Genomic DNA, 25,739 nt, shown 5'->3' on the forward strand with positions numbered 1-25,739 from the left:
ATAATGCGTTAAGGCTACAACCGTCTGATGGGTCAGGCCAGTCCTTATTGTCGTGAGTACCATGGGGCTGGACTGGCCGGATGACATCCCGGAGCCCATCATTTCATTCTTGTTCAACAAGGAGTCCCTTCATGCAGGTCAATCGGCGACAGTTTTTCAAACTGTGTGCCGGGGGTATGACAGGTTCGACCATTGCAACCCTGGGGCTGCTGCCGGCAACGGCAATGGCTGATGTGCGCAGCTACAAGCTGCTGCGCGCCAGTGAAACGCGCAATACCTGTCCTTACTGCTCGGTAGGCTGTGGCATTCTCATGTACGGCCTGGGCGATGGCGCCAAGAACGCCAAGTCCGAAATTTTCCATATCGAAGGCGACCCGGATCATCCGGTCAACCGTGGTGCGCTCTGCCCCAAAGGCGCTGGCCTGGTGGATTTCATCCACAGCCCCAACCGCCTGAAGCACCCGGAAGTGCGCGAAGCAGGCAGCAATGAATGGAAGCGCATCAGCTGGGATGAAGCATTTGCACGCATCGCCAAACACATCAAGCAGGACCGCGATGCCAACTTCACCGAAAAGAACGCCGATGGCGTGACGGTAAACCGCTGGCTGTCCACCGGCTTTCTGGCGGCTTCTGCCTCCAGCAATGAAGCTGGCTGGCTGACCCACAAATTCACTCGCAGCCTGGGCATGCTGGCTGTCGACAATCAGGCGCGTGTATGACACGGACCAACGGTGGCAAGTCTTGCCCCAACATTTGGTCGCGGTGCCATGACAAACCATTGGGTCGACATCAAGAACGCCAATCTGATCGTGGTGATGGGTGGCAATGCCGCCGAAGCACACCCGGTTGGCTTCCGCTGGGCCATTGAGGCCAAGACCCGCAACAAGGCCAAGCTGCTGGTCATCGACCCGCGCTTTACCCGTACTGCCTCGGTGGCAGACTTCTACGCGCCCATCCGCACCGGCACGGACATTACCCTGCTGTCCGGCGTGATCCGCTATTTGCTGGAAACCGGCAAATACAACAAGGAATACACGCTCGCCTATACCAATGCAGCACTGCTGGTACACCCGGACTTCAAGTTTGAAGACGGCCTGTTCAGCGGCTACGACGCGGAAAAACGCAAGTACGACAAATCCACCTGGGCCTACCAGCTGGATGAGAAGGGCATGGCCAAACGCGACGACACGCTGAGTGACCCGCGTTGCGTGATCAACCTGCTCAAACAGCATGTGTCCCGCTATACCGCCGATGTGGTGGCCAATATCTGTGGCACGCCCAAGGAAGCCTTCCAGGCCATTTGCGAGCATCTGGCGGAAACCAGTGCACCGGACAAGACCACCTCCTTCCTGTACGCCCTGGGCTGGACCCAGCATTCGATTGGTGCGCAGAACATCCGCACCATGGCGATGATCCAGCTGTTGCTGGGCAATATGGGCATGGCCGGTGGCGGCATCAATGCGCTGCGCGGGCATTCCAATATCCAGGGGCTGACTGACCTGGGGCTGCTGTCCACCAGCCTGCCGGGCTACATGACCATGCCGTCGGATAAAGAGCCGACGCTGGACAGCTATCTGGCCAAGTACACCAGCAAGCCGCTGGCAGACGGCCAGATGAACTACTGGCAGAACTACCCCAAGTTCTTCATCTCCTTCATGAAGGCGATGTGGGGCGACAAGGCCACGGCGGACAACAACTGGGGCTATGACTGGCTGCCCAAGTGGGACAAGGGCTACGACGTGCTGCAGTACTTCGAGCTGATGCACCAGGGCAAGGTGAATGGCTACTTCTGCCAGGGTTTCAACCCGGTGGCGTCCTTCCCCAACAAGAACAAGATCGTGGCTTCGCTGTCGCGACTGAAGTTCCTGGTGATCATGGACCCGCTGGTGACGGAAACCTCCACCTTCTGGCAGAACCACGGCGAGCAGAACGATGTCGATCCGGCCAAGATCCAGACCGAAGTATTCCGCCTGCCCACCACCTGTTTTGCCGAGGAAGACGGCTCCATCGTCAATTCCGGTCGCTGGCTGCAATGGCACTGGAAAGGCGCGGAAGGCCCAGGCGAAGCCATGACCGACCCGCAAATCCTGGCCGGTATCTTCCTCAAGCTCAAGGCCATGTATGCCAAGGATGGCGGCAAGTTCCCGGATGCCATCAACAGCCTGTCCTGGGCGTATGGCGACCCGCACGAGCCCAAGCCGGAAGAATTGGCCAAGGAGCTGAACGGCAAGGCGCTGGCTGATCTGCCGGACCCGAAAAACCCCGGCCAGTTCCTGGCGAAGAAGGGCGAACTATTGCCCGGTTTTGCCCTGCTGCAAGCCGATGGCAGCACCGCGTCCGGGTGCTGGATTTTTGCCGGCAGCTGGACCCAGGCCGGCAACCAGATGGCACGGCGCGACAACAGCGACCCGTCCGGACTTGGCAACACCCTGGGCTGGGCCTGGGCGTGGCCGGCCAACCGTCGCATCCTGTACAACCGCGCCTCCTGCAAACCTGATGGCACGCCATGGGACAAGAAACGCACGCTGATCAAGTGGAACGGCGAGAAGTGGGTGGGTGTGGACGTGCCGGACTTCAAAGCCGACGAACCGCCGGGCAGCGCCATGGCCCCCTTCATCATGCAGGCCGAAGGGCTGGGACGCCTGTTTGCGCTGGACAAGATGGCCGAAGGGCCGTTCCCGGAGCATTACGAGCCGTTCGAAACACCGCTGGGCACCAACCCGCTGCATCCCAAGGTGATCTCCAATCCGGCCGCCCGCCTGTTCAAGGACGACAAGGCCGAACTGGGTCAGCATCAGCAGTTCCCTTATGCGGCCACCACCTACCGCCTGACCGAGCACTTCCACTACTGGACCAAGCATGCGCGGCTGAACGCCATCATGCAGCCGGAACAGTTTGTGGAAATCGGCGAAGAACTGGCCAGGGAGAAAGGCATTGCCCACGGCGACATGGTGAAAGTGTCGTCCCGGCGCGGCTATATCAAGGCCAAGGCAGTGGTGACCAAGCGCATCAAGGCACTGAAGGTGAACGGCCAGCTGGTACACCATATTGGCGTGCCGATTCACTGGGGCTTTGAGGGCCTCACCAAGAAAGGCTTTATCGCCAACACGCTGACGCCGTTTGTCGGGGATGCCAATACCCAGACGCCGGAGTTCAAGTCCTTCCTCGTCAACGTTGAGAAAGCATAGGAGCGACCATGTCACTGCAATCGCAAGATATCCTGCGCCGCTCCGCCAGCCCCACCCAGCCGCCGATTGCGCGCGAGCACAAGGCGGAGGTGGCCAAGCTGATCGACGTGTCCACCTGCATTGGCTGCAAGGCCTGTCAGGTGGCCTGTTCGGAGTGGAATGACCTGCGCGACGAAATCGGCAGCAATGTCGGGGTGTACGACAACCCGGCCGACCTGACAGCCGAAAGCTGGACGGTGATGCGTTACAGCGAAGTGGAGCAGAACGGCAAGCTGGAATGGCTGATCCGCAAGGACGGCTGCATGCACTGCGCCGACCCCGGCTGCCTGAAAGCCTGTCCTTCGCCCGGTGCCATCATCCAGTACGCCAACGGCATCGTGGACTTCCAGTCCGAGCACTGCATTGGCTGCGGCTATTGCATTGCCGGATGCCCGTTCAATGTGCCGCGCATCAACCAGAAGGACAACAAGGCCTACAAGTGCACCTTGTGTTCCGACCGGGTGAGCGTGGGGCAAGAGCCGGCCTGTGTGAAAACCTGTCCCACCGGCGCCATCCGCTTTGGCAGCAAGGAGGACATGAAGGAATACGCACAGGTACGGGTGGACGAGCTGAAAACCCGTGGCTACGCCAATGCCGGTCTGTACGATCCGCAAGGCGTGGGCGGCACCCATGTGATGTACGTGCTGCACCATGCCGATCAGCCCGAGCTGTACCACGGGCTGAAGAAGGATCCGCAGATCAGCCCGGTGGTCAGCCTGTGGAAGGGCATTCTCAAGCCGCTGTCCACCATCGGCCTGGCCGCTTCGGTGCTGTTCGGCTTCTTCCACTACATCGGCGTCGGCCCCAACAAGGCCGAAGATGACGAAGAGGAGGACAAGGCATGAGCAAGGAAAAGCTGATCAAGCGCTACAGCGCGGCGGAACGCATCAACCACTGGATCGTGGCGGTGTGTTTCGTGCTGCTGGCCATCTCCGGCCTGGCCTTTTTCTACCCGGCCTTCTTCTGGCTCACCGGGGTGTTCGGCACGCCGCAGCTGGCACGCATCATCCACCCCTTTGTCGGGGTACTGATGTTTGTCGGCTTTGCCCGCCAGTTCTTCCGTTACTGGCATCACAACTTCATCGACAAGGAAGACATCAAGTGGATGAAATCGGTGAAGTCGGTGCTGGCCGGGCATGAGGTGGGCGATACCGGCAAGTACAACGGTGGTCAGAAAGGCATGTTCTGGCTGATGACGGGCTGCCTGCTGGTGCTGATTTGCACCGGTGTCGTCATCTGGCGGCCCTACTTTGCCTACTCCTTCCCTATTGATGTGGTGCGCATTGCCCTGTTGTTGCATGCCTGGAGCGCACTTGCGCTGATTGCCGGCATCGTGGTGCATGTGTACGCCGCCATCTGGGTGCGCGGCACCATCCGCGCCATGGTGGAAGGCGTGGTCACCCATGCCTGGGCCAAGAAGCACCATCCGCGCTGGTACCGTGAAATGACTGGAGACAAGCACAAGCCATGAGCATCCGCATTGTTCCGGCCGAGCAATTGGCCGAACGTCAGGCAGCCAGCCTTGACATCACCCCGCTGCTGCTGCCGCAGCCTGCAACGCTGTATCGTCAGCGTGCCGAGCGGCTGCAGCAACTGGCAGCGGGGCATGTGATGGCCGATTACCTGCAACTGGCCAGCCGCATTGCTGAGGCACAACACCAGCTAGTACACAGCCAGCCGGTGTTGCTGCCGGTGCGGGAGGATTACTTCCGGCACTGTGCCGAGCACGGCCTGCCCCCCCTGGGAGCCATGGCCTGGCAACGCGACAGTCAGTGGCAACAGCTGCTGCTTGCCCTGTGTGCACAGCTGGCGGAAGGTGCCAGTCCGCTGCTGGCCGGTGTGCTGAACGGACTTCTCGACAGCGCTCCGGCACAGCTGGAAGCGGCAGCCCAGAAGCTGTTGTCGGGGGATCTGGCAGCGGTGGATAGTGCGCAGGCACCCTTCATCTGGGCGGCCTTGTCGGTGTACTTCAGCCAGCTGGCCAGCCAGCTGCAAATCGCCGCGGTGGCCGAACCGGGCGACGCGCGTCATCTGTGTCCGGTATGCGCCAGTGCCCCGGTAGCGAGCATCGTGCGCCAGGGCAATGAAGCCGGCCTGCGCTATCTGCATTGCAGCCTGTGCGAAAGCGAGTGGCATCTGGTGCGGGCAAAGTGCAGCAACTGCGAAGCCACCCGCGACATCGGCTACTGGTCGCTGCAGGATGCGCATGCTGCCGTGCGCGGCGAGTCCTGCGGCGATTGCGGCAGCTATCTGAAAATCCTGTCGCTGGACAAGGACCAGCAGGCCGAAGCGGTGGCCGACGACCTGGCCAGCCTGGCGCTGGATGCCGCGCTGGAGGAACAGGGCTTTGCCCGCAGCGGGCTGAACCCGCTGTTATTTCCCGGCAATACTGCCTGACAGCTGCAACCGGCCCGTGTGGCCGTTTTTTTTGGCCTGCGACCGACCAGGCATCCTCCGCTAGCAGTCATCCGCCTGCAACTGCAGACCGCTTTGCGGTTTGCATTCAATCGGGCGAGCAACTAGAAAGAAAAAATAACAAGTTCATGCGCGGCCGTCAGGCATGCAGGCATGAATGAACAAGCCGCAGCAGCAACCATTGGCGCACAGCGGCTGTTGAACCGGGTAAGAGGGAGGCCATGAGCAAAACCATCCTGATCGTCGACGATTCGCTCAGCCTGCGCCTGGTGGTGAAAATGACACTGGAAGGCGCAGGCCACACCGTGTTGCAGGCGGCCGACGGCAAACAAGCTTTGGACATGCTGGATGGCCGTCAGATCGACCTGATCCTGTCCGATCTCAACATGCCGGTACTCGACGGCCTGGGCTTGCTGGAGCACATCCGCCAGCACCCGCAGTATGCCGCCACCCCCGTCATCATGCTGACCACACAGGATGCCCGCCACTTGCAACTGCGCGGCCAGCAACAAGGCATCAGTGCCTGGATCATCAAACCCTTCGAACCACCCTATCTGCTGGCAGCCATTGCCCGGCTCACGACGCGGTAACAGCCTTTCATGGAAAAGTGCATCACGCTGGGTGCTGAGCTGACCCTCTATCAGGCAGCAAGCCTGCATCAGCAGCTACTGGAGGCCAGCCGCGACGCTGCCGACCTGGTACTGGACTTGTCCCGGGTCAGCGAAATGGACTGTGCTGCAGCCCAGGTGCTGTTATGGCTGCTGGCCCGGCAGCAAGGGCAGCAACGCACATTGCGGCTGAGCCAGCCCAGCCAGACGGTGCGCAGCTTTATCCGGCTGATGGGCCTTGGCGCATTGCAAGCCTGCCTGGAGAGCAATGATGAATCTTGAACAGGCACGGCAATCCTTCTTGCAGGAGTCCGCCGAACTGCTGGAGGAAATGGAAGGCATCCTGCTGGATGCCGAAGCCGACAACATCACGGCAGAGCAGCTGGGTGCACTGTTCCGTGCCATGCATACCATCAAGGGTTCGGCCGGCCTGTTCGGGCTGGAGGACATCGTTCACTTCACCCATCAGGTAGAAGACCTGCTCGACCAGCTGAGGGAGGGCAGCTTGCAGCTGGACGCCGAACTGGATGGCCTGTTGCTGCGCTGTCATGACCACGTCAAGGCCCAGCTGGCGGCACTGGATGGCGGCATTCCGCCCTCTGGCGAAGAACAGGCCAGCATACTGGCCGATATCGCCGCGATGATGCAGCACGGCAGCGACACACTGCTGTATGCGTCCGGCGAGCACCTGGAACCGCCCGCGGCCCAGCAACCCAGCAGCGACTGGCTGCTGTCACTGCGCTTCGGGCCCGATGTACTGCGCAATGGCATGGACCCGGCGTCCTTCATCCGCTATCTGGACACCCTGGGCGAAATCCAGGCCATTGCCAGTTGCTGCCCGGGGCTGGCGACAGAAGGCGAGGAGGACCGGTTTGATCCGGAGCGCAACTATCTGCGGGTGGAAGTGCAATTCCGAGGCCCGGTCGATGCAGCACAGCTGGAAAGCGTGTTTGCCTTTGCCAGCGAAGATGGCCAGTTCATCATCAGCCCGCGCCAGCAACTGGACAGCCACTTGCAACAGGCGCTGTCCGCCGGGGATGCCGCCGAGCAACAGGCGGCCAGTGCAATCTGGCAGCAATGGGGCCTGTGGCAGCCCCCGGCAGCCAGCCCGTCCGCAAGCGGGGCTGATGAAGTACAGCCGGCAGCCGTGACGGCAACAGACACGCCCAAAACCGGCAAAAGCAACGAAAGCCGCTTCATCAAGGTGGAAGCGGCCAAGCTGGACCAGTTGATCAACCTGGTGGGCGAACTGGTGATTGCCGGTGCAGCCAGCCATCTGCTGGCCAGACAGCATGGCAATGCGCCCTTGCTGGAATCCACCTCGGTGCTGGCCGGACTGATCGAACAGATACGCAGCCAGACCCTGGGCATGCGCATGGTGCCCATCGGCGAATGTTTCAGCCGCTTTGGCCGCGTGGTGCACGATGTGAGCCAGGCACTGGGCAAGGACATCCGCCTGTTTGTCAGCGGTGCGGACACCGAGCTGGACAAGTCCATGGTGGACAAGCTGACCGATCCGCTGACCCATCTGGTGCGCAATGCCATCGACCATGGCATCGAGGACACGGCGCAGCGCCGTGCAGCGGGCAAGCCGGAAGCCGGTCGCCTGTGGCTGGATGCGTATCACGAATCCGGCAGCGTGGTGATTGAAGTGGCCGATGATGGCCGTGGCCTGAACCAGCACACCATCCTGGAAAAAGCACGACAACGCGGCCTGATCACCGGCGACCGGGAACTGGCGGAACAGGAAATCTACCGCCTGATCTTCGAGCCCGGTTTTTCCACCGCGGCCACCATCAGCAATCTGTCCGGCCGTGGAGTAGGCCTGGATGTGGTGAAACAGAACATTGCCCGGCTGCGCGGCACAGTGGAAGTGGAAAGCGAAGCCGGACTTGGCACCACCTTCCGCCTGCGCCTGCCGCTGACGCTGGCCATCATTGACGGCTTTCTGGTCACGGTGGGTGCGGCCACCTTTGTCGTTCCGCTGGACTGCATCGCCGAATGCATTGCCCTGCCGCAAGGTTGGCAAACCGCCGCGGCCGCAGGGCAGTTCAACTTGCGCGGCGAAATGCTGCCCCTGCTGTGCCTGCGCCGTTTTCTGGGGCTGGACGGCCAGCCGGCTCGCCGCCAGAACGTGGTCATCATCCAGACCGGCGAATACAAGGTGGGCCTGCTGGTGGACGCACTGCATGGCGAATACCAGACCGTCATCAAGCCGCTCAGCCCGTTGTTCCAGCATCTGAAAGCCATCAGCGGCTCCACCATACTGGGCAGTGGTGAAGTGGCGCTCATTCTGGATGTGCTGGCGCTGAGCGAGCACGCGCGCAGCCTGGAATACGCACAGCATCAGCAAACGGCCTTGGGCCATCCGCCCTCAACCATTCTGTCTGTGGGGAAAACAACATGAAATCAACCAAATCCATGCGGGTCACCACACGGTTGAGTCTGGGCTTTGGCAGCATCTTGCTGTTGCTGGTCCTGTGCGTGCTGGTTGCACTCAACGGCTTTGCCCGCAACAGCGCCATGCTGGCCGACATGCAAATCAACGACCGCGATGCCACCCGGGTTTCCTCACTGATCGAGCAGGCACAGGAGCTGCGGGTGAGCTATCGCAACATCATCATTTACCCCGACCTGCACGCCATCAACACGGCGATCCAGCAATACAATCAGGCAAAACAGCGCTATCTGGACACCGAACAGCTTACCCAGCGCGACATGCTGGCCGAACCGGGGCTGACCCAGCGGGAGCGTGATTTGTTGAACCAGCTGGCCAGGGTACGACCGGTCGCCTTCAACCTGATGGACAAGTCCGAAGCGCAAGCCGCCATCAATGAAAAGGAAGCAGCCACCCGCATCATGCAGGCTGAAGTGGCCCCCGCCATGAGTCAGCTGATGGAAGTGCTGCGCCAGTTGTACGACACCGAGCTGCGACTGAACGCACAGGCGCGGCAGGAAAGTGAGCGCGAGATGCAGCAGGCTCACCACATCATGCTGTTGCTGTCTGTTGCCGCCATCGTGCTGGGAGGCTTGCTCGCCTGGCTGACCGTTCGCTCCTTGCGCCGTACCCTGGGCGGCGAACCACAGGAAGTGGCCCACATCATGCATCAGCTGGCTGCCGGCAAGCTGGATGTGCATCTGCCGCTGCGCAAGGGGGATGAGCACAGCATGATGCATGCCATCGCCAGTACGGTTCAAACCCTCACCGACATCATTCTGGAAGTGAAAAGTGGTGCCGCCAACCTGGCCTCGGCTGCCCAGCAGCTGAATGCCACGTCCGAATCCCTGGCGCAATCGGCCAGCGAATCGGCCGCCGGCATCGAGGAAACCACCGCAGCCATCGAGGAAATGTCCGCCGCCATCAGCCATAGCAATGACAATGCACGGGTGACCGAAGGGCTGGCCGAACAGGCCGCCCGCGAAGCGCGGCAAGGCGGCGATGCGGTACGCCATACCACCGCAGCCATGCGCCAGATCGCCGACCGGATAGGCATCATCGATGACATTGCCTACCAGACCAACCTGCTGGCGCTCAATGCCGCCATCGAGGCCGCCCGCGCCGGCGAGCATGGCCGCGGCTTTGCCGTGGTTGCCGGTGAAGTGCGCAAACTGGCAGAACGCAGCCAGGTTGCCGCCCAGGAAATCAGCCAGGTTGCCGCCAATAGCGTGGAGCTGGCCGACGAGGCCGGAAAACTGCTGGATGGCATGGTGCGCTCCAGCGGCCGCACCGCCGACCTGGTGCAGGAAATCGCCGCGGCCTCCAGCGAGCAGGCCACAGCGGTGAACCAGATCAGCAGCGCGGTGCAGCAACAAAACAGCAGCACCCAACAAAACGCCTCCGCCAGCGAAGAGCTGGCCTCCACTGCCGAGCAAATGAGCAGTCAGGCAGAGCATCTGCTGGCGCTGATGCGTTTTTTCCAGTTTGACGAGACGGCTGCACAGCCTGCGCAGCCGCACGGTGCCACGGCCATTGCCCGCGCCCGTCATCAAGCCTCCGGCTTCAGCACTTACTAGGCAGGACAGCATGGGAGCCCCACGTCATTGGCGACAAACACCAGCCACGACAACGCACTTGCAGAGCCCGGCCCCTGCCGAGGTCGCGCTGCAATACCTGCGCTTTCGCTGTGCGGATGCCCGGCTTGGCATCCTGCTGAATCAGGTAGGCGAACTGCTGGAATACCAGCCTCTTACACCCTTCCCCACCATGCCGGCTCCGCTGTGCGGCTTGCTCAACCTGCGCGGCAGCGCCGTGCCCATCATTGATCTGGCACAGCGACTGGGTTTGCCCGCCACCGAACCGCAACGGCGCAGCTGCATCATCATCCTGCAACTGGCCCTGCCATTGCAGATTCGCGAACTGGGCATGCTGGTGGATGAAGTGATGATGGTGGAAGACATCCAGCGCGACGACATTGAAGCGGCACCGGCCCTTGAGCCCCTGATGTCCACCGGCATGCTGGCCGGCATGGTCCGCGAAACGACGGGCTTCACCTTGTTGCTGGATGCCAACCGGCTGCTGAGCAGCCACACCCTGGGCACACTGGCCCGGCATGTGACCGCCATCATCCCCGAGCCGGACTGCGGAGCCGCCGATGACTGAACAACACACATCGCCAGATACCGAATATTTGTGCTTCCAGCTGGGCACGCAATACTTCGCCTGCAACATCCTGCAAGTGCGTGAAATCCTGCAATACCAGCGCCCCACCACCATCCCGCAAATGCCGGGCTTCATTCACGGGGTGATGAATCTGCGTGGCAGCGTGCTGCCGGTCATCGACCTGGCGCAGCGGCTGGGGCATGGCAGCGGTCGCGTGCTGCGCCGCAGCTGCATTGTCATCGTGGAAACAACCGCCAGCAGCGGCCAGGATCTGGGATTGCTGGTGGATGCGGTGCATGAAGTCATCAGCCTGCCTGCGGCAGACATCATGCCGCCACCGCCGTTTGGCAACCCGATCCGGCCGGACTTCATCGCCGGCATGGCCATGCAGGATGGCCGCCATATCCTGCTGTTGAACATGGAACAAGTGCTGTCGCTGGAGGAAATGATCGATCTGGCGAAACCGGGTGTTGAGCAGATAAAGGCGGCAATCACCGGTGCGGTGAACTAGATTGGGTTAAGCAGTTTGTTGCAACCCACCCTGCCTGGCAGGGCGAGATAGCCACCGGTCAGAACATCATGCCGAACATTGCTGACAAGGAGATTTTCCTCCATCCCGGGGAGTGGGCATTTGAAGCAGGCCATGTCCGCATCAGCACCCTGCTGGGCTCATGCGTGGCCATTGTGCTGTGGCATCCACAGCTGCAACTGGGCGGAATGTGTCATTACCTGCTGGCCAGGCGCAATGGCCCGAGCGATACCTTGTCAGGCCGCTACGGCGAAGAGGCCATGCTGTTGCTGCTGCGCGCCGTACTGGGCTGTGGCAGGCCGCTACATGAATTCCAGTGCCACCTGCTGGGCGGGGCATCGGTACTGGCCCATCCCGATGGCGATCATCAGCACGATGTGGCCGGGCACAATATCGAGCAGGCACGCCAGATGGCACGACAACTTGGTTTGCAGGTGCAATCGGAAAACCTGGGCGGTTGCTGTCCTCGCCTGGTGGTTCTGGATGTGCAAACAGGCGAGGTCCGGGTTCGCCTGTCCCAGGAAAGCGAGCTGCCAGCGCTGACAACAAAAAGGAAAAAAGCATGAGCATCAATGTCATGATCGTGGACGACTCCGCCGTGGTACGTCAGGTACTGAGCGAAATCTTTACCGCCAGCAGCGGCATCACCGTGATGGACGTCGCCACCGACCCCATTGTGGCGATGGAAAAAATGAAGCAGCACTGGCCGGATGTCATCGTGCTGGACGTGGAAATGCCACGCATGGACGGCATCACCTTTCTCAAGCAGATCATGGCCAGCCGACCGACGCCGGTGGTGATCTGCTCCTCGCTCACCCAGAAAGGGGCCGACATCAGCGTGCAGGCCATGGCCGCCGGGGCAGTCGAGGTGATTGCCAAGCCCCACGCCGGGGTAAAGCAGTTTTTGCAGGACAGCAACAACCTGCTGGTGCAGGCGGTCAAGGCGGCCGCCACCGCCCGCATGAGCCGCATGCGCACCCTGCCGCCCACTCCGATGGAAACCCGCCCCAAACTGTCGGCCGATGCGGTGCTGGCCGCCCCCACCGGGCAGCAGATGTTCCAGACCACCGAGCGCATCGTCGCCATTGGTACCTCCACCGGCGGCACCCAGGCACTGGAAGCCATTCTGACCACCCTGCCACGCACCTGTCCCGGCCTTGCCATCGTGCAGCACATGCCGGAGAAATTCACCGCATCATTTGCCGAACGGCTGGACCGCCTGTCGGAAATCGAAGTGAAGGAAGCCGCCACCGGCGACCGCATCCTGCCGGGCCGGGCACTGATTGCCCCCGGCGGCAAGCACATGATGATCAAGCGCAGCGGGGCCTACTACCAGGTGGAAGTGGTGGACGGGCCGCTGGTCAGCCGCCACAAGCCATCCGTCGATGTACTGTTCCGCTCGGCCGCCAAATTTGCCGGACGCAACGCACTGGGCATCATCATGACCGGCATGGGCGATGACGGCGCACGCGGACTCAAGGAAATGCATGATGCAGGCGCCAAAACCATTGCCCAGGATGAAGACAGCTGTGTGGTGTTCGGCATGCCCAAGGAAGCCATCAAACTGGGCGCTGCCGACGAAGTGATGCCACTGGACAATATCGCCAAGGCCATATGCCGCTGAAGGAGACGCCCAGCATGCAGCCTGCCGACATGCAAGATGTCCTGATCGTGGAAGACAGCAACTTGCACCGACAACTGGCCAGCGAAATCTGCCAGCAACTGGGCTTTGCCAGCGTTCGCCATGCCAGCAACGGTGAAGAAGGCATGGCCATGATGCGCCAGTGCGTGCCGGACCTGCTGCTGCTTGATCTGGAGATGCCGCTCATGGACGGGGTGCAGGTGATGCAGCAGCTGGCGGCTGAAAAGCTGACGCCGCACATCGTCCTGACCTCCGGCAAGGATTACATGCTGATATCCACCCTGGAACTGATGGGTGCCGGTTTGGGCCTGCCCGTGCTGGGCGGGCTGAAAAAACCCCTGAACAAGAACCAGCTGCAGGACTTGCTGCAACGCCTCTGCCCGCAAGCCGGGAAAAACCGTGAAGCCTGCCCCTTGTACGAACCGGCCCGCGTACGCGAGGCGCTGGATCTGGGACACATCATTCCCTACTACCAGCCCAAGATCGACTTGAAAACCGGACACATCAAGGGTGCTGAAATGCTGGCCCGCTGGCAGCACCCGGAATGCGGCTTGATTCCGCCGGCGAGCTTCATTCCGGTCATCGAACAACAGGACTGGGATACCGACCTCACCCTGTCCATGCTGGATCAGGGATTGCACCAGTGGCAGGAATGGACGCGGCAAGGCTTGCGCCTGCCCTTGTCGATCAACCTGTCCGGCCGCTCCTTGCATGGCAGCAGCCTGAGCGAGGCAGTGGAGAAGCGCTTGCAACGCGGCAAGGTACCCGCGCGTTACATCACCTTTGAAATTACCGAAACCGCCATCTCCGACAGCCTGACCGACGCCATCGGCATTGCCGCGCGCTTGCGGCTGGCCGGCATCGGCCTGTCGATTGATGATTTCGGTACCGGCTTTGCCACCTTCCAGCAGCTCACCCGTTTTCCGTTTACCGAACTGAAAATAGACCAGTCGCTGGTGACGGCCATTGCCGACAAGCCGCATTTGCAGGCCATCACCGACAGCATCATCGAACTGGGCAACCGCATGCAGCTGTGCACCGTGGCCGAAGGCATCGAAACCCAGCAAGACCTGGACATCATGCAGCAGCGTGGCTGCCAGTTGGGACAAGGCTATTTCATAGCCCGCCCGATGGCGGCTGCCCAGTTGCTGCCCTGGGCCAAACAGCATCAGCCCGGCCTGAACCTGACGCAACGCACACCGGGCTGAACGCTAACGCCGCCGCTCAGTCTAGGGCAGCGTCCACAACGGCGGCTCGTCCATCAACGCAATCTGTTCGCGTAGTGACAGGATTTGTTCCTCCCAGAAACGGGGGGCTGCGAACCAGGGAAAGGCCAGCGGGAAAGCCGGATCATGCCAGCGCCGGGCCAGCCAGGCGGCATAGTGCAGCAAGCGCAGCGTGCGCAGCGCCTCCACCAGATACAGTTCGCGCAAATTGAAGTCGCAGAAATCCTCGTAACCGGCCAGGACATCGGCTAGCTGGCCGGATTGCTCTTCGCGCGAGCCGGACAGCAGCATCCAGATATCCTGCACTGCCGGCCCCATGCGGCTGTCGTCAAAATCGACAAAGTGCGGGCCATCGTCCGTCCACAGCATATTGCCCGGATGGCAATCGCCATGCAGGCGCAACTGGCGCACCGTGCCAGCCCGGTCAAAACAGCGTCGCACGCCATCCAGCGCCTGCGACGCCACACCGCGATAGACCTCGCGCAAATCCGCAGGCACCACCGCGGCATCCAGCAGATACTGCACCGGCTCCTCGCCAAAACTGAAGATATCCAGCACCGGACGTTGCTGGTAAGGCTGCACCTGGCCCAGCGCGTGAATGCGCCCCAGAAAGCGGCCTATCCACTCCAGCGTATTGCCGTCGCCCAGCTCCGGCACACGCCCGCCACGCCGGGCAAACAGGGCAAAACGAATGCCCTGGTAATCATGCAGGCTGGCCCCGTCAAACAGCATGGGCGGCACCACGGGGATTTCCCGCTCGGCCAGCGCCAGGCTGAACGCATGTTCTTCCAGAATCTGCGCATCGCTCCAGCGTGCCGGCCGATAAAACTTGGCAACCAGCGGCGGGCCGTCTTCCATGCCCAGCTGGTAAACGCGGTTTTCATAGCTATTGAGTGCCAGCAGGCTGCCTGAAGCACGCAGGCCCAGGCTTTCTACCGCATCCAGCAGCACATCCGGCGTCAGGCCGGCAAACGGGGGCGTGGTTTCTTGTGTCATGGGCGCATTATACGTGCAGATCAGTCATCGCTATCCATGTCTGCTCGGAGTCGGCTAGTATCCAGAATGCAAGACCACCCAATCGCAGGAGACTGCCATGCACACCAGCAACCCGCGTCACGCAAAAAACCTGTTGTCACTGCCTGCCGATATTGCCGAATCCACCTGGAGCGGCTGGCAATGCATTGCCAACACCCTGCACCGGCAACGTTGCGAAGCACCCGACACGCAATCGGCACGCTGGCATCATCTGCTGCGCTGGCTGGCCGGTAACCTGGTCCTGGTAGGGCTGCTGTATCTGCTCTATCGTTTTTCCCGTTTCTGAACACCCATCATGCCGCTGAAAACCCTGTATTCGCGCCTGCCATCTGTAGACCGCTTGCTCAACCACCCGCTGGTGGAAAAGCTGATTGACCGGCATGGCAATGCCGCACTGACCGAAGCCGTGCGCCAGACCCTGGACGAAGCACGCCAGCATATCCGCAACACACACAGCCTGCCGCAATGGGCTGAGGACGAAGGACAGCTGGCGCATGCCGCCAGTCAGCGGGTTTGTGCGCGCCAGCAGGTGCAGATGCGACCGGTGTTCAACCTCAGTGGCACGGTGCTACACACCAATCTGGGGCGTGCGCCGATGGCAGAAGAAGCCGTTGCTGCCGTGAGCAACGCCATGCGCGAAGCAGTGACACTGGAATACGATCTGGACGGCGCAGGCCGCGGTCACCGCGACAGCGTCATCAGCGCGTTGCTGCAAGAGCTGACCGGTGCCGAGGCCGCCTGCGTGGTCAACAACAATGCTGCGGCCGTGCTGATCATGCTGTCTACGGTGGCGGCCGGGCGCGAAGTGATTGTGTCGCGTGGCGAGCTGGTGGAAATCGGTGGGGCCTTCCGCATGCCGGACGTCATGCGGCAAGCCGGCTGCCAGCTGGTGGAAGTAGGTGCCACCAACCGCACCCACCTGCGCGACTACCGCCAGGCCATCACACCGGACACCGGCCTGCTGATGAAGGTGCATACCAGCAATTACCAGATAGAAGGCTTCACCCACAGCGTGAGCGAAGCCGAACTGGCCACGCTGGCCCGCGAGCATGGCTTGCCGGTGGCCACCGATCTGGGTTCGGGCGCACTGGTGGACCTTTCCGCCTATGGCCTGCCAGCCGAACCCATGCCGCAGCAGATGATTGCGCAGGGCGTCGATCTGGTCAGTTTCTCCGGCGACAAACTGCTGGGTGGACCACAAGCCGGGCTGATCATCGGCAAGCAAAGCTGGATAGACAAAATCCAGAAGCACCCACTCAAGCGTGCCCTGCGCTGCGACAAAATGACGCTGGCAGCACTGGAAGCCACCTTGCGCCTGTACCTGCAGCCGGACAAGCTGGTACAGCAGCTGCCCACCCTGCGCCGCCTCACCCGACCGCAGGCTGAAATCCGTCAGCTCGCGGAGCGTCTGCTACCGGCACTGAGTAGCTACGCCGGTAGCGGTTTTGACCTTGGCAGCAGCGCCTGCCTGTCGCAAATCGGCAGTGGTTCCCTGCCGGTGGACCGCCTGCCCAGCTGGGCCATCACCTTCAGCCCGCGGGATGGACGCGGCAGCACGCTGGAAGCACTGGCCCAGCAATTGCGCAGCCTGCCCTCTCCGGTGATCGGGCGGTTATACGACGGAAAGTTGTGGCTGGACCTGCGCTGTCTGGAAGATGAAAGCGCTTTTCTTGCCAACCTGCAGCCAGCAGACGGTGCCAGTCAGCCCCGTTAACCGTGCCAGCGGCTCCAGCCCAATATCAGCACCAGGGCGGCCACACCCCAGCTGCAAGTGGCCGCCGCCAGCGCCCACGGCAGGCGCAGACGGTCCAGCAGGCAATACAGGCTGAACAGGTAGACGAAATACGGCAGCAAGGACCACATGCCAAACAGCACCGTGGTCTTGAGAGCCAGTGCGCCACGTTCGCTGCCGACAATATAGTGGGCGATCAGGGCAAACGTGGGAAACAAGGGCACCAGGCCAGCGATATAGTAATTGCGCGAGCGGGACAACAGGCTGATCAACACCACCGCCAGTGCACCCAGCAAAGACTTGAGCAACAGTGCCAAGATCATTCCAGAAATAAATGCAGACAATCGCTATTCTGACATGAACCATCGCAGCAGCTGAATGCACATTATTCTTATTATTGTTTTTATTTACCAAACAATAACATTCAATTAAGAAAAACTTAAGGCAGCTATGGCATACTGCACAACCCACCTGATTTGAAACAGACAGCCATGACCCTGCACACCAGTCATTCTCCCCAGGAAAGCACCGACGAAGCCACGCGCAACAAGGCTGCGCGTCGCAGCACCATGGTCAGCGTATGGGTCAATATCGTGCTGGCCACCGCCCAGGTGCTGATTGGCGTGTTTGCCAAATCCCAGGCGCTGGTGGCCGATGGTGTCCACTCGCTGTCCGACCTGTTGTCGGACTTTGTCGTCCTGCTGGCCGGGCACCACAGCCGCAAGGGACCGGATGCGGATCACCAATATGGTCACCAGCGTTACGAAAACGCTGCCTCGCTGGTATTGGGACTGCTCCTGCTGGCTGTCGGCATCGGCATGCTGTGGTCCGCCGCAGTGAAGTTTCACGACCCCTCGACCATTCCCACCGTGCACAGCATCGCCCTGTGGGTAGCCATCACGGCACTGGTCTGCAAAGAGCTGTTGTTCCGCTTCATGCTGGCGGTGGCGCAACGCGTCCGCTCCAGCATGCTGGTGGCCAATGCCTGGCATGCACGTTCCGATGCAGCCTCCTCGCTTGTGGTAGCCATTGGCATCATCGGCAACCTGATGGGCTATCCGATTCTGGACCCGGTAGCAGCGCTGATCGTTGGCTTCATCGTGGGAAAAATGGGCTGGAGCTTTGCCTGGAGTTCGCTGCACGACCTGATGGACCGTGCTGCCGATGCGGAAGAAACCGCCGCCATCCGCCAGACCCTGCTGGCGACCAAGGGGGTGCTGGCCCTGCATGATTTGCGCACCCGCAAAATGGGCGACCTGATTCTGGTTGATGTCCATCTGGAAGTGGATGGCCACATGAATGTGTTTGAAGCCCACGATATTGCGGAGCGCGCACGCGATGAAGTCATGCGCGCGCATCCGGTACTCAATGTGATGACCCATATCGACCCGGTTGGTCTGGAGCATCCGGCAGACCGCTCAGTCGCATGATTTTTGCCACGGCCGGCCATGTCGACCATGGCAAGACATCCCTGCTGACCGCACTGACCGGCCACGATGCCGACCGGCTGCCGGAAGAAAAAAAGCGCGGCATGACCATAGACCTGGGCTATGTCTACCTGCCGCTGGACGATGGACGCATTGCCGGTTTCATTGACGTCCCCGGCCATGAAAAATTTCTGGCCAACATGCTGTGTGGTCTTTCCGGCATTCCGCATGCCCTGCTGGTCATTGCGGCGGACGACGGCATCATGCCGCAAACCCGCGAACACCTTGCCATCCTGCAACTCAGCGGCATTCCCCGGCTCACCGTGGTCATCAGCAAGTGCGACCTGGTGGATGAAACCACCTTGCAGGCGCAAAGCCGCGCAGTGCGCCACTGGCTGCAGGACAGTCCCTGGCCGGATGCGCCGCTGTTTGCGGTCTCCAGTGTGCAAGGCCTGGGCATTGCCCAACTGCGCCAGCATCTGCTGGACAACCTGCAACCTTCCGGTCTGCCGCAAGGACAACGCTTTCGCCTGGCGATCGACCGGGCATTCAGCCTGAGCGGTGCCGGGCTGGTGGTCACCGGCACAGCACTGAACGGCCAGGTTGCGGTGGGTGACAGACTGTGGTTGAGCGGACGAGACAGCCAGGTCCGGGTACGCAGCCTGCATGTACAGAATACCGCTGCCGAATCTGGTCAGGCAGGACAGCGTATTGCGCTGAATCTGGTGGGTGACGTGCAAAAGCAGGACATCCAGCGCGGCGACTGGCTATTCGACACCCAGCCGCCCGCCCCCAGCCAGCGCATCGCCGTTCAGCTGCATGCCATTGAGGCACTCACACACTGGCAAGCAGTGCATATCCACCACGCTGCACGTCACATCACCGGGCGAGTGTGCCTGCTGGATCACAGCCAGTTGGCAGTCTCGGAAAGCGGCCTGGCCGAACTGGTGCTGGACCAGCCCTTGTGGCTGGCCGATGGCGACAGGCTGATCCTGCGCGATGCCAGCGCCCGCCACACCATTGCCGGTGCCAAGGTACTGGAACTGCAAGTGCCGGAACGGGGCAAGCGTCAGAGCGCACGACTGGACTATCTGCGGCAATTGTCCGGTCCGGCACAGCCTCTGGCCGAGCAGTTGCAAAGGCAAAGCGAACAGCAGGCCGTGGCGCTGGATGCCTTTGCCTGGGCCAAGCAGCTGGACAGCCAGGCCATGCAGGCGCTGTTGAGTACCTGCCCGGGTCAACAAGTAGAAGGCTGGCTCTATCACCCGGCACATTGGCAGTCGATGCAGCACAGCGTGCTGGAGCGGCTGGCCATGCTGCATCAGCAACAACCGGATCAACTGGGTGCCAGCCGGGGACGGCTGCGACGACTGGCCCTGCCCGGACAGCCTGAAGCCGCCGTCAACCTGCTGCTGAACCAGCTACTGCAACAAGGCTTGCTGTGCCAGACGCGTGGCTGGCTGCACCTGCCGGAACATGTGCTTAGCTTCACCGCACAGGAACAGGAACAATGGCAGCGCCTGGCCCCCTGCTTTGCCGGCAGCGAACCGCAATGGGTGCGAGACCTGGCCCGCCTGCTCGCCATGGAAGAAACCGACATGCGTCGCCTGCTACACAAGGCGGCCCGGCTTGGACACGTGGTCGCCGTGGTGCAGGACCGCTATTTCGCCACCCATCACGTGCACCACATGGCCGACATCATCCGTACATTGTGCGAGCAGCACGGACATGCCGATGCCGCCAGCTTTCGCGACCAGCTGGGCTGCGGTCGCAAGCTGGCCATCCAGATTCTGGAGTTTTATGACCGCAGCGGCTTTACCCGTCGTCTGGCGGACAGGCACCTGTTACGGGAAAGCATGCTGTTTGGCAGTGCCAGCCTGCAGGCGGACGCCCCCGCTGCAGGCCCGCAGTGAAACCGCTATAATCAGCCCTCACGGAAGAGAGGCACTCCCGGTGGGGTGGCTGGTCTTCAAAACCAGAAGGGGCCGCCAGCGGTCCCGGGTGGGTTCGACTCCCATTCTCTTCCGCCATCAACACCGCCCGTCCGCGCAGGCGCAGATCTTGCGCAACACGCAGCTCTCCTGCCCAGCTCCCAAGCGAATGACGTTCAGCAAGCTGTAGCGCACTCTTGCTCCACGCTCATTCCGCCGTCACAGCAAAGCCAGCCCGCCAAAATGAAAAACCCGCAGCAGCGGGTTTGGCAGGGTGAAACGGGCTGTGCAAGGGCAAACGGCCAGTCAACCCGGCGGGTTGCCCTCGCCAATAAGACGATGGCGATAGTAGTCCAGATAAGCCGTGTACAGGTGATTGAGCACGCTGACACTGCGACGACCGGACTTTGCCATGCAGGCTTGCCGTGCAGCATTCAGCTCACGGACCTCGTAAGGCATCAACACGATCTCATCGCGGGACTGATAAACCGAAAACACCGACTTCAGGTTTTCAATCACATGCTGTATCAGTTTTGCCTCAGGTGAATGCACATTGACATACAGGACATGAAAGGCCTTGAACAGGGCAATGGTCTGGATGATCTTATCTTCGTCTGCTTTTCCGGAACACAGCGCTGCACAGCAAATCGTCATATTTTGTTTGATATTGATCATGATGCCACACTGACTTTCGCTGACTATTGCCTCTAACACCACATGCCCTGCACAGGCAAAGGCTTGCATGGAATGCAGGACATGGATTTCCAGCATGACAGCCATATCCGGAGAGCAAGCGGTGGGGGCGCTGCTTGAGACCGGACAGGGCAACAGACGGTGGTCTCATTGCTTGCCATCACACAGGTTCTGCCAAGCATATCACTCCGGCACCACTTGCCAAGTGCGCGTGGCAGCCGGTTTTCCGCTTTGACCTGATTTTTCTAGTTATAAGTCATATCGGCACAATTAAACTGATTCATTTAAATTATTTGTCTTCCGATGTGCTTGTTGGCTGGCAAATGCCTGAGCATGGATAAACGCCAAGTAGACTGCAGCAAGCCTTTTGACAATAAAAGCGTATCACCCGCCGCGCCGGCAGAAGAACCTGCTTTCTCTCCACTTGGCCAGCTTCTATAACAAAACATACAAAAAAGCGTTAGCCTGGGGATAAGAATCATGTTCAATCAACAATTCAAACAGCGAATTGCCACACTGGAACAACAACTGTCGGCGGCACGGCAACTGGAACAGGCGCTGGATCTCTCCATGGCGCTGATTCGCTTCAGCCCCGATGGCCAGATTCTGGAAGCCAATCAGAACTTTCTCGACACCATGGGTTATCAGGGGAGTGAAGAGCTGCAAGGCAAGCCGCATAGCCTGTTGTGCGAGGCGGCCTACTCCGGCAGCGCGGAATACCGCCGTTTCTGGGAGCAACTGCGCCGCGGCGAGTTTTATCGGGACCGGGTCAAACGCGTCGCCCGCGACGGACACGTCGTGTGGCTGCAGGCCACTTACTCCCCGGTACTGGATGCCACCGGCCGGGTTGGCAGCATCATCAAACTGGCGACGGACATTACCGACAGCGTGATGAATGCGGCACGTAACAACGCCATATTGCAAGCCATCAACCGGGCCATGGCGTGTATCGAATTTTCAGCCGATGGCCAGATTCTTGAAGCCAACGACCACTTCCTGCAGGCCACCGGCTACAGCCGTGCCAGCCTGATCGGCCAGCAGCATCGCATCCTGTGCGACCCTGCCTTTGCCAACAGCCCGGAATATGCCGCGCTATGGGAGCGGCTGCGCAGCGGCCAGTACTACAGCGGGCGCATCAGTCGCCGCACACGTGACGGGAGAACCATCTGGCTGGAAGCCAATTACAACCCGGTACTGGATGAAAGCGGCCACGTGTGCAGCGTCATCAAGTTTGCCACCGACATCACCGCCCAGGTCGAACAACAAACCATGGAGCGTGACTCCGCACTGCAAGCCTACGCCACGGCGCAGGAAACCCAGGCGCTGGCCAACGCCGGCGTATTTGATATCGAACAGAGCATCGACAACATCATGACCATGGCCAGTGATATCGAACGTGGCAGCCAGCAGGTTGTACAACTGGGCGAGCGTTCGCAGCAAATCGGCTCCATCGTGCAAACCATCAAGGACATTGCCGACCAGACCAATCTGCTGGCACTGAATGCCGCCATCGAAGCCGCCCGCGCAGGCGAGATGGGTCGTGGCTTTGCCGTGGTGGCCGACGAAGTGCGCAAGCTGGCGGAGCGCACGGCCAGCTCGACGGTGGAAATCAATCGCATGGTGCATGACATCCAGAACCATACCGGACATGCGGTTTCCAGCATGGAACACCTGCTGGAACAGGCCAATGGCAATGTCGGCCTGTCCCAGCGGGTGGGGGAAACCATCAGCCAGATCAACCAGCAAGCCAAGGGCGTGGTAAGCAGTGTCAGCCGTTTTGCCGAGATGAAATCGCAGGCCGCCTGAAACAACTGTCTGCGCGCAAGGGTAAATCCGAATTGGCAGCAGCAGGGCGATCATTATCTAATGCGGACCTGAACCCTGCTCCTGCCTGTCGGAGGCCCTGCCCCATGAAAATCGGCCTGTTCATTCCCTGTTTCATCAACGAACTGTTCCCCCATGTCGCCATGGCAACCCTGGAGCTACTGGAAAGCCTGGGCTGCGAAGTCGAATTTCCGATGGAACAGTCCTGTTGCGGTCAGCCATTGGCCAATAACGGTGACAGCAAAGGCGCTTGCGATGCTGCACGCCGCTTCACCGATGTCTTTCAGCGCTACGATTATGTCGTTGCCCCTTCTGGCAGTTGCGTGTCCCACGTGACCCATCATTACGACTGGTACATCGCGGAAGATAGTGCCTACCAGCAACTCAAGCCCAAGGTCTACGAAATCATCGAATTCCTGCAGGATGTCCTGAAGCTGGAAAAGCTGCCCAAGCCGGTGTATTTCCCGCACAAGGTTTCCATCCACCAGAGTTGCCACGGCCTGCGCGAGCTGCATCACGCCAGTCCGTCCGAACTGATGATGCCCTATCACTCGCGCCTGGAGTCCATCCTCAAGCTGGTGGACGGCGTGGAAGTCCTGCTGCCGGAACGCCGTGACGAATGCTGCGGTTTTGGCGGCACTTTCTGTGTCGATGAACCGGAACTGTCCACCGCCATGGGTGAAGACCGCATTGCCCAGCACGAAGCCACCGGCGCGGAATACATCGTCGGCGCCGACCCCTCCTGCCTGATGCACATGGGCGGCATCATCCGTCATCAGGGCAAGACCATCCGCCCGCTGCACATCGTGGAAATCCTCACCGGCCGGGGAGCAGGCGCATGAAAGACGATAGCGTAAAACACCCGCAGGCAGCGGCTGAATTCCTGAAGGACCGCGCCCAGGCCAAATGGCACGACAGCGCCATCTGGTGGGTCAGGCAAAAGCGCGATGCCCAGGCCAAGCAACTGCCGGAATGGGAAGAGCTGCGCCGACTGGCACGCGAAATCAAGGCCCATACCCTGTCGCAGCTGGACGACTACCTGGCCCAGTTTGAAGCCAATGCGCAAAAAAATGGCGTGACCGTACACTGGGCAGCCGATGCCGACGAGCACAACCGCATCGTGCACGGCATTCTGGCAGCAAAACAGGTGAAGAAGCTGGTCAAGTCCAAGTCCATGCTGACCGAAGAGTGCGGGCTCAACCCCTATCTGGAACAGCATGGCATCGAAGTGGTGGATACCGACCTGGGCGAGCGCATCGTGCAATTGCGCCACGAAGCCCCCAGCCACATCGTGATGCCGGCGATCCACCTGAAAAAAGAACAGATTTCCGAGCTTTTCCACAAGGAGCTGGGCACCGAGGCCGGCAATAACGACCCCACCTATCTCACCCACGCGGCACGGGCCAATCTGCGCGAGCACTTCCTGACGGCGGATGCCGGCCTGACCGGGGTGAACTTTGCCATTGCCGAAACCGGTGGCGTGGTGGTGTGCACCAATGAAGGCAATGCCGACCTGGGCACCAGCCTGCCGCCCATTCACATTGCCAGCATGGGGCTGGAAAAAATCATTCCCAAGCTGGAGCACCTGGGCGTATTCACCCGCCTGCTGGCCCGCTCGGCCATCGGCTCGCCGGTCACCACGTATACCTCACACTTCCATCAGGCCCGGCCCGGTGGCGAGATGCACATTGTCATCGTGGATAACGGCCGTAGCGAGATTCTGGGCAATGAAGACTTCTACCAGAGCCTGCGCTGCATCCGTTGCGGTGCCTGCATGAATACCTGTCCGGTCTACCGGCGCAGCAGCGGCTTCAGCTACAGCTACATCATTCCCGGCCCCATCGGTTCCACCCTGGGCCCCAGCCGCGACATGAAAAAGCACGGCAGTATGGCCTTTGCCTGCAGTACTTGCGGCTCCTGCTCCAATGTCTGCCCGGTCAAGATCAACCTGCACGAACAACTGGTCCTGCATCGCAAGAAGGCGTTTGACCAGAACCTGCTGCCCGCCGGCAAGAAAATGGGCTTGCTGGCCATGCGCTTCCTCACCCAGCATCCGGCGCTGTTTGACCTGGGCGGCAAGGTGATGCGCAAGGTAGTGCCCATCATTCCGGAAAGCCTTACCCGCCACAGCGCCTGGAGTCGTGCCGGGCGCGATGTGCCACCCATGCCGAGCCAAAGCTTCAAGGAGCTGTACCAACAGCGCAGTAAGGACAAGAAGGACAAGGAGGGCCAACAATGAGCGCCCGTGACAAGATACTGGCCCGCATTCGCCAGAACCGGCCGCAAGCATCGGCCCTGCCGGATATTCACGCCGTACCGTTCATCCGATACGACAACCAGTTCGAGGCTTTTGCCACGCTAATCCGCAATCTCGGTGGCGACGCAGTCCAGTTGCAGGATGGCCAGAGCGTGGCCGATGTGGTGGCCGCACGCTGGCCGGATGCCGGTCGCACCGTCGACCTGACCGTGGCACAGCACGAGGAAGTGGATGATCCGCACGCCTGGCACGATGTAGACATCGCCATCGTCCCCGGCCAGCTAGCCGTAGCGGAGAATGCCACGGTGTGGGTCAGCCATCCGGACAACCGTTTCCGCTCGATTTACTTCCTCACCCAGAAGCTGGTACTGGTGGTGCCGCGTGAGGCCATGGTGGACACCATGCGTGATGCCTATGCCCGTATCCAGCTGGCAGAACATGGCTTTGGTGCCTTCATTTCCGGCTCGTCACGTACTGCGGACATCGAGCAAAGCCTGGTAATGGGTGCCCATGGTGCCATGGCGGCCCTGGTGATATTTGTCTGATTTCTACGTATGGAGCATTTGCTTCCTTGGGCCCTACGGGGCCTTTTT

Annotated in this window: 24 protein-coding genes and 1 tRNA gene; 22 read left to right on the plus strand and 3 right to left on the minus strand. The window is 60.8% G+C overall.

The features are described 5' to 3' along the window. Positions 1 to 131 precede the first annotated feature (131 nt). The 13 genes from fdnG to AWT75_RS05730 all read left to right on the plus strand — a co-directional run bounded on the left by fdnG (position 132) and on the right by AWT75_RS05730 (position 14,229). On the plus strand, positions 132 to 3,188 hold the full coding sequence (gene fdnG / locus AWT75_RS05670; protein WP_153013250.1) for a formate dehydrogenase-N subunit alpha: 3,057 nt from the start codon (positions 132 to 134) through the stop codon (positions 3,186 to 3,188). An 8-nt stretch (positions 3,189 to 3,196) separates the two neighbouring features. After that, positions 3,197 to 4,072, plus strand: a complete 876-nt coding sequence (fdxH, locus tag AWT75_RS05675) for a formate dehydrogenase subunit beta (protein WP_062788080.1) — start codon at positions 3,197 to 3,199, stop codon at positions 4,070 to 4,072. After that, positions 4,069 to 4,698: a formate dehydrogenase subunit gamma gene (locus AWT75_RS05680; RefSeq protein ID WP_045845510.1), complete on the plus strand. Its 630-nt coding sequence runs from the start codon at positions 4,069 to 4,071 to the stop codon at positions 4,696 to 4,698. The genes fdxH and AWT75_RS05680 overlap by 4 nt, the downstream gene beginning before the upstream one ends. Beyond that, entirely contained in the window at positions 4,695 to 5,624 is a 930-nt protein-coding gene (gene fdhE / locus AWT75_RS05685) for a formate dehydrogenase accessory protein FdhE (RefSeq protein WP_062788082.1), read from the plus strand. The genes AWT75_RS05680 and fdhE overlap by 4 nt, the downstream gene beginning before the upstream one ends. Before the next feature lie 239 nt (positions 5,625 to 5,863). Then, the gene (locus tag AWT75_RS05690; RefSeq protein WP_062788085.1) at positions 5,864 to 6,232 is read left to right on the plus strand and encodes a response regulator; all 369 of its coding nucleotides are present in this window, start codon (positions 5,864 to 5,866) and stop codon (positions 6,230 to 6,232) included. Positions 6,233 to 6,241: 9 nt separating this feature from the next. After that, positions 6,242 to 6,532, plus strand: a complete 291-nt coding sequence (locus tag AWT75_RS05695) for an STAS domain-containing protein (RefSeq protein WP_062788087.1) — start codon at positions 6,242 to 6,244, stop codon at positions 6,530 to 6,532. Next, positions 6,519 to 8,657: a chemotaxis protein CheA gene (locus AWT75_RS05700; protein ID WP_153013251.1), complete on the plus strand. Its 2,139-nt coding sequence runs from the start codon at positions 6,519 to 6,521 to the stop codon at positions 8,655 to 8,657. Before AWT75_RS05695 ends, AWT75_RS05700 begins: the two co-directional genes overlap by 14 nt. After that, positions 8,654 to 10,264 carry a methyl-accepting chemotaxis protein gene (locus AWT75_RS05705; RefSeq protein ID WP_082695973.1) on the plus strand — a complete coding sequence of 537 codons (1,611 nt, stop codon included), beginning with the start codon at positions 8,654 to 8,656 and terminating at the stop codon, positions 10,262 to 10,264. Before AWT75_RS05700 ends, AWT75_RS05705 begins: the two co-directional genes overlap by 4 nt. A gap of 10 nt (positions 10,265 to 10,274) precedes the next feature. Next, positions 10,275 to 10,850, plus strand: coding sequence for a chemotaxis protein CheW (locus tag AWT75_RS05710; RefSeq protein ID WP_082695974.1), 576 nt, complete (start codon positions 10,275 to 10,277; stop codon positions 10,848 to 10,850). Beyond that, positions 10,843 to 11,361 (plus strand): chemotaxis protein CheW, encoded by a 519-nt coding sequence (locus AWT75_RS05715; protein ID WP_062788099.1) that lies wholly within the window; start codon positions 10,843 to 10,845, stop codon positions 11,359 to 11,361. The genes AWT75_RS05710 and AWT75_RS05715 overlap by 8 nt, the downstream gene beginning before the upstream one ends. Positions 11,362 to 11,429: 68 nt before the next feature. Further along, positions 11,430 to 11,945: a chemotaxis protein CheD gene (locus tag AWT75_RS05720; RefSeq protein WP_045845504.1), complete on the plus strand. Its 516-nt coding sequence runs from the start codon at positions 11,430 to 11,432 to the stop codon at positions 11,943 to 11,945. Continuing rightward, the gene (locus AWT75_RS05725; protein ID WP_062788101.1) at positions 11,942 to 13,003 is read left to right on the plus strand and encodes a protein-glutamate methylesterase/protein-glutamine glutaminase; all 1,062 of its coding nucleotides are present in this window, start codon (positions 11,942 to 11,944) and stop codon (positions 13,001 to 13,003) included. The genes AWT75_RS05720 and AWT75_RS05725 overlap by 4 nt, the downstream gene beginning before the upstream one ends. A 14-nt stretch (positions 13,004 to 13,017) precedes the next feature. Beyond that, positions 13,018 to 14,229, plus strand: coding sequence for an EAL domain-containing protein (locus AWT75_RS05730; RefSeq protein ID WP_062788157.1), 1,212 nt, complete (start codon positions 13,018 to 13,020; stop codon positions 14,227 to 14,229). A 21-nt stretch (positions 14,230 to 14,250) separates the two neighbouring features. On the opposite strand, the gene AWT75_RS05735 is transcribed toward AWT75_RS05730, so the two are convergent. Next, complete coding sequence (locus tag AWT75_RS05735; protein ID WP_062788103.1) at positions 14,251 to 15,243, minus strand: serine/threonine protein kinase; 993 nt, start codon at positions 15,241 to 15,243, stop codon at positions 14,251 to 14,253. Positions 15,244 to 15,340: 97 nt separating this feature from the next. On the opposite strand from AWT75_RS05735, the gene AWT75_RS05740 reads away from it, so the two are divergent. Both AWT75_RS05740 and selA read left to right on the plus strand, forming a co-directional pair. Further along, the gene (locus AWT75_RS05740; protein ID WP_062788105.1) at positions 15,341 to 15,568 is read left to right on the plus strand and encodes a hypothetical protein; all 228 of its coding nucleotides are present in this window, start codon (positions 15,341 to 15,343) and stop codon (positions 15,566 to 15,568) included. 9 nt (positions 15,569 to 15,577) lie between these two features. Continuing rightward, positions 15,578 to 16,996, plus strand: coding sequence for an L-seryl-tRNA(Sec) selenium transferase (gene selA / locus AWT75_RS05745; RefSeq protein WP_062788107.1), 1,419 nt, complete (start codon positions 15,578 to 15,580; stop codon positions 16,994 to 16,996). Here the strand turns inward: selA and AWT75_RS05750 are convergent. Further along, positions 16,993 to 17,337, minus strand: coding sequence for a GlpM family protein (locus AWT75_RS05750; RefSeq protein ID WP_476726746.1), 345 nt, complete (start codon positions 17,335 to 17,337; stop codon positions 16,993 to 16,995). The two genes, selA and AWT75_RS05750, sit on opposite strands and share 4 nt — an antisense overlap. 168 nt (positions 17,338 to 17,505) lie before the next feature. Here AWT75_RS05750 and AWT75_RS05755 point away from each other — a divergent pair, with 168 nt between their 5' ends. The 3 genes from AWT75_RS05755 (at position 17,506) to AWT75_RS05765 (ending at position 20,471) form a co-directional block, all read left to right on the plus strand. Next, positions 17,506 to 18,444: a cation diffusion facilitator family transporter gene (locus AWT75_RS05755; protein WP_062788110.1), complete on the plus strand. Its 939-nt coding sequence runs from the start codon at positions 17,506 to 17,508 to the stop codon at positions 18,442 to 18,444. Next, positions 18,441 to 20,354, plus strand: a complete 1,914-nt coding sequence (gene selB, locus AWT75_RS05760) for a selenocysteine-specific translation elongation factor (protein WP_062788113.1) — start codon at positions 18,441 to 18,443, stop codon at positions 20,352 to 20,354. Before AWT75_RS05755 ends, selB begins: the two co-directional genes overlap by 4 nt. A 22-nt stretch (positions 20,355 to 20,376) precedes the next feature. Further along, a tRNA-Sec gene (locus tag AWT75_RS05765) sits at positions 20,377 to 20,471 on the plus strand. 207 nt (positions 20,472 to 20,678) lie between these two features. Here the strand turns inward: AWT75_RS05765 and AWT75_RS05770 are convergent. Beyond that, on the minus strand, positions 20,679 to 21,143 hold the full coding sequence (locus AWT75_RS05770; RefSeq protein ID WP_131355670.1) for a hypothetical protein: 465 nt from the start codon (positions 21,141 to 21,143) through the stop codon (positions 20,679 to 20,681). 402 nt (positions 21,144 to 21,545) lie between these two features. On the opposite strand from AWT75_RS05770, the gene AWT75_RS23395 reads away from it, so the two are divergent. From AWT75_RS23395 to AWT75_RS05790, 4 genes are all read left to right on the plus strand, one after another. Next, on the plus strand, positions 21,546 to 22,871 hold the full coding sequence (locus tag AWT75_RS23395; protein WP_204376887.1) for a methyl-accepting chemotaxis protein: 1,326 nt from the start codon (positions 21,546 to 21,548) through the stop codon (positions 22,869 to 22,871). Positions 22,872 to 22,975: 104 nt separating this feature from the next. Next, positions 22,976 to 23,731 (plus strand): (Fe-S)-binding protein, encoded by a 756-nt coding sequence (locus AWT75_RS05780; protein ID WP_045845495.1) that lies wholly within the window; start codon positions 22,976 to 22,978, stop codon positions 23,729 to 23,731. After that, entirely contained in the window at positions 23,728 to 25,128 is a 1,401-nt protein-coding gene (locus tag AWT75_RS05785; protein WP_062788117.1) for a lactate utilization protein B, read from the plus strand. The genes AWT75_RS05780 and AWT75_RS05785 overlap by 4 nt, the downstream gene beginning before the upstream one ends. Next, positions 25,125 to 25,691 carry a LutC/YkgG family protein gene (locus tag AWT75_RS05790; protein WP_062788119.1) on the plus strand — a complete coding sequence of 189 codons (567 nt, stop codon included), beginning with the start codon at positions 25,125 to 25,127 and terminating at the stop codon, positions 25,689 to 25,691. Before AWT75_RS05785 ends, AWT75_RS05790 begins: the two co-directional genes overlap by 4 nt. Positions 25,692 to 25,739: the final 48 nt, after the last annotated feature.

This window comes from Aquitalea pelogenes (assembly GCF_001515305.1).
In the GTDB taxonomy this organism is placed as follows: Bacteria; Pseudomonadota; Gammaproteobacteria; order Burkholderiales; family Chromobacteriaceae; genus Aquitalea; species Aquitalea pelogenes.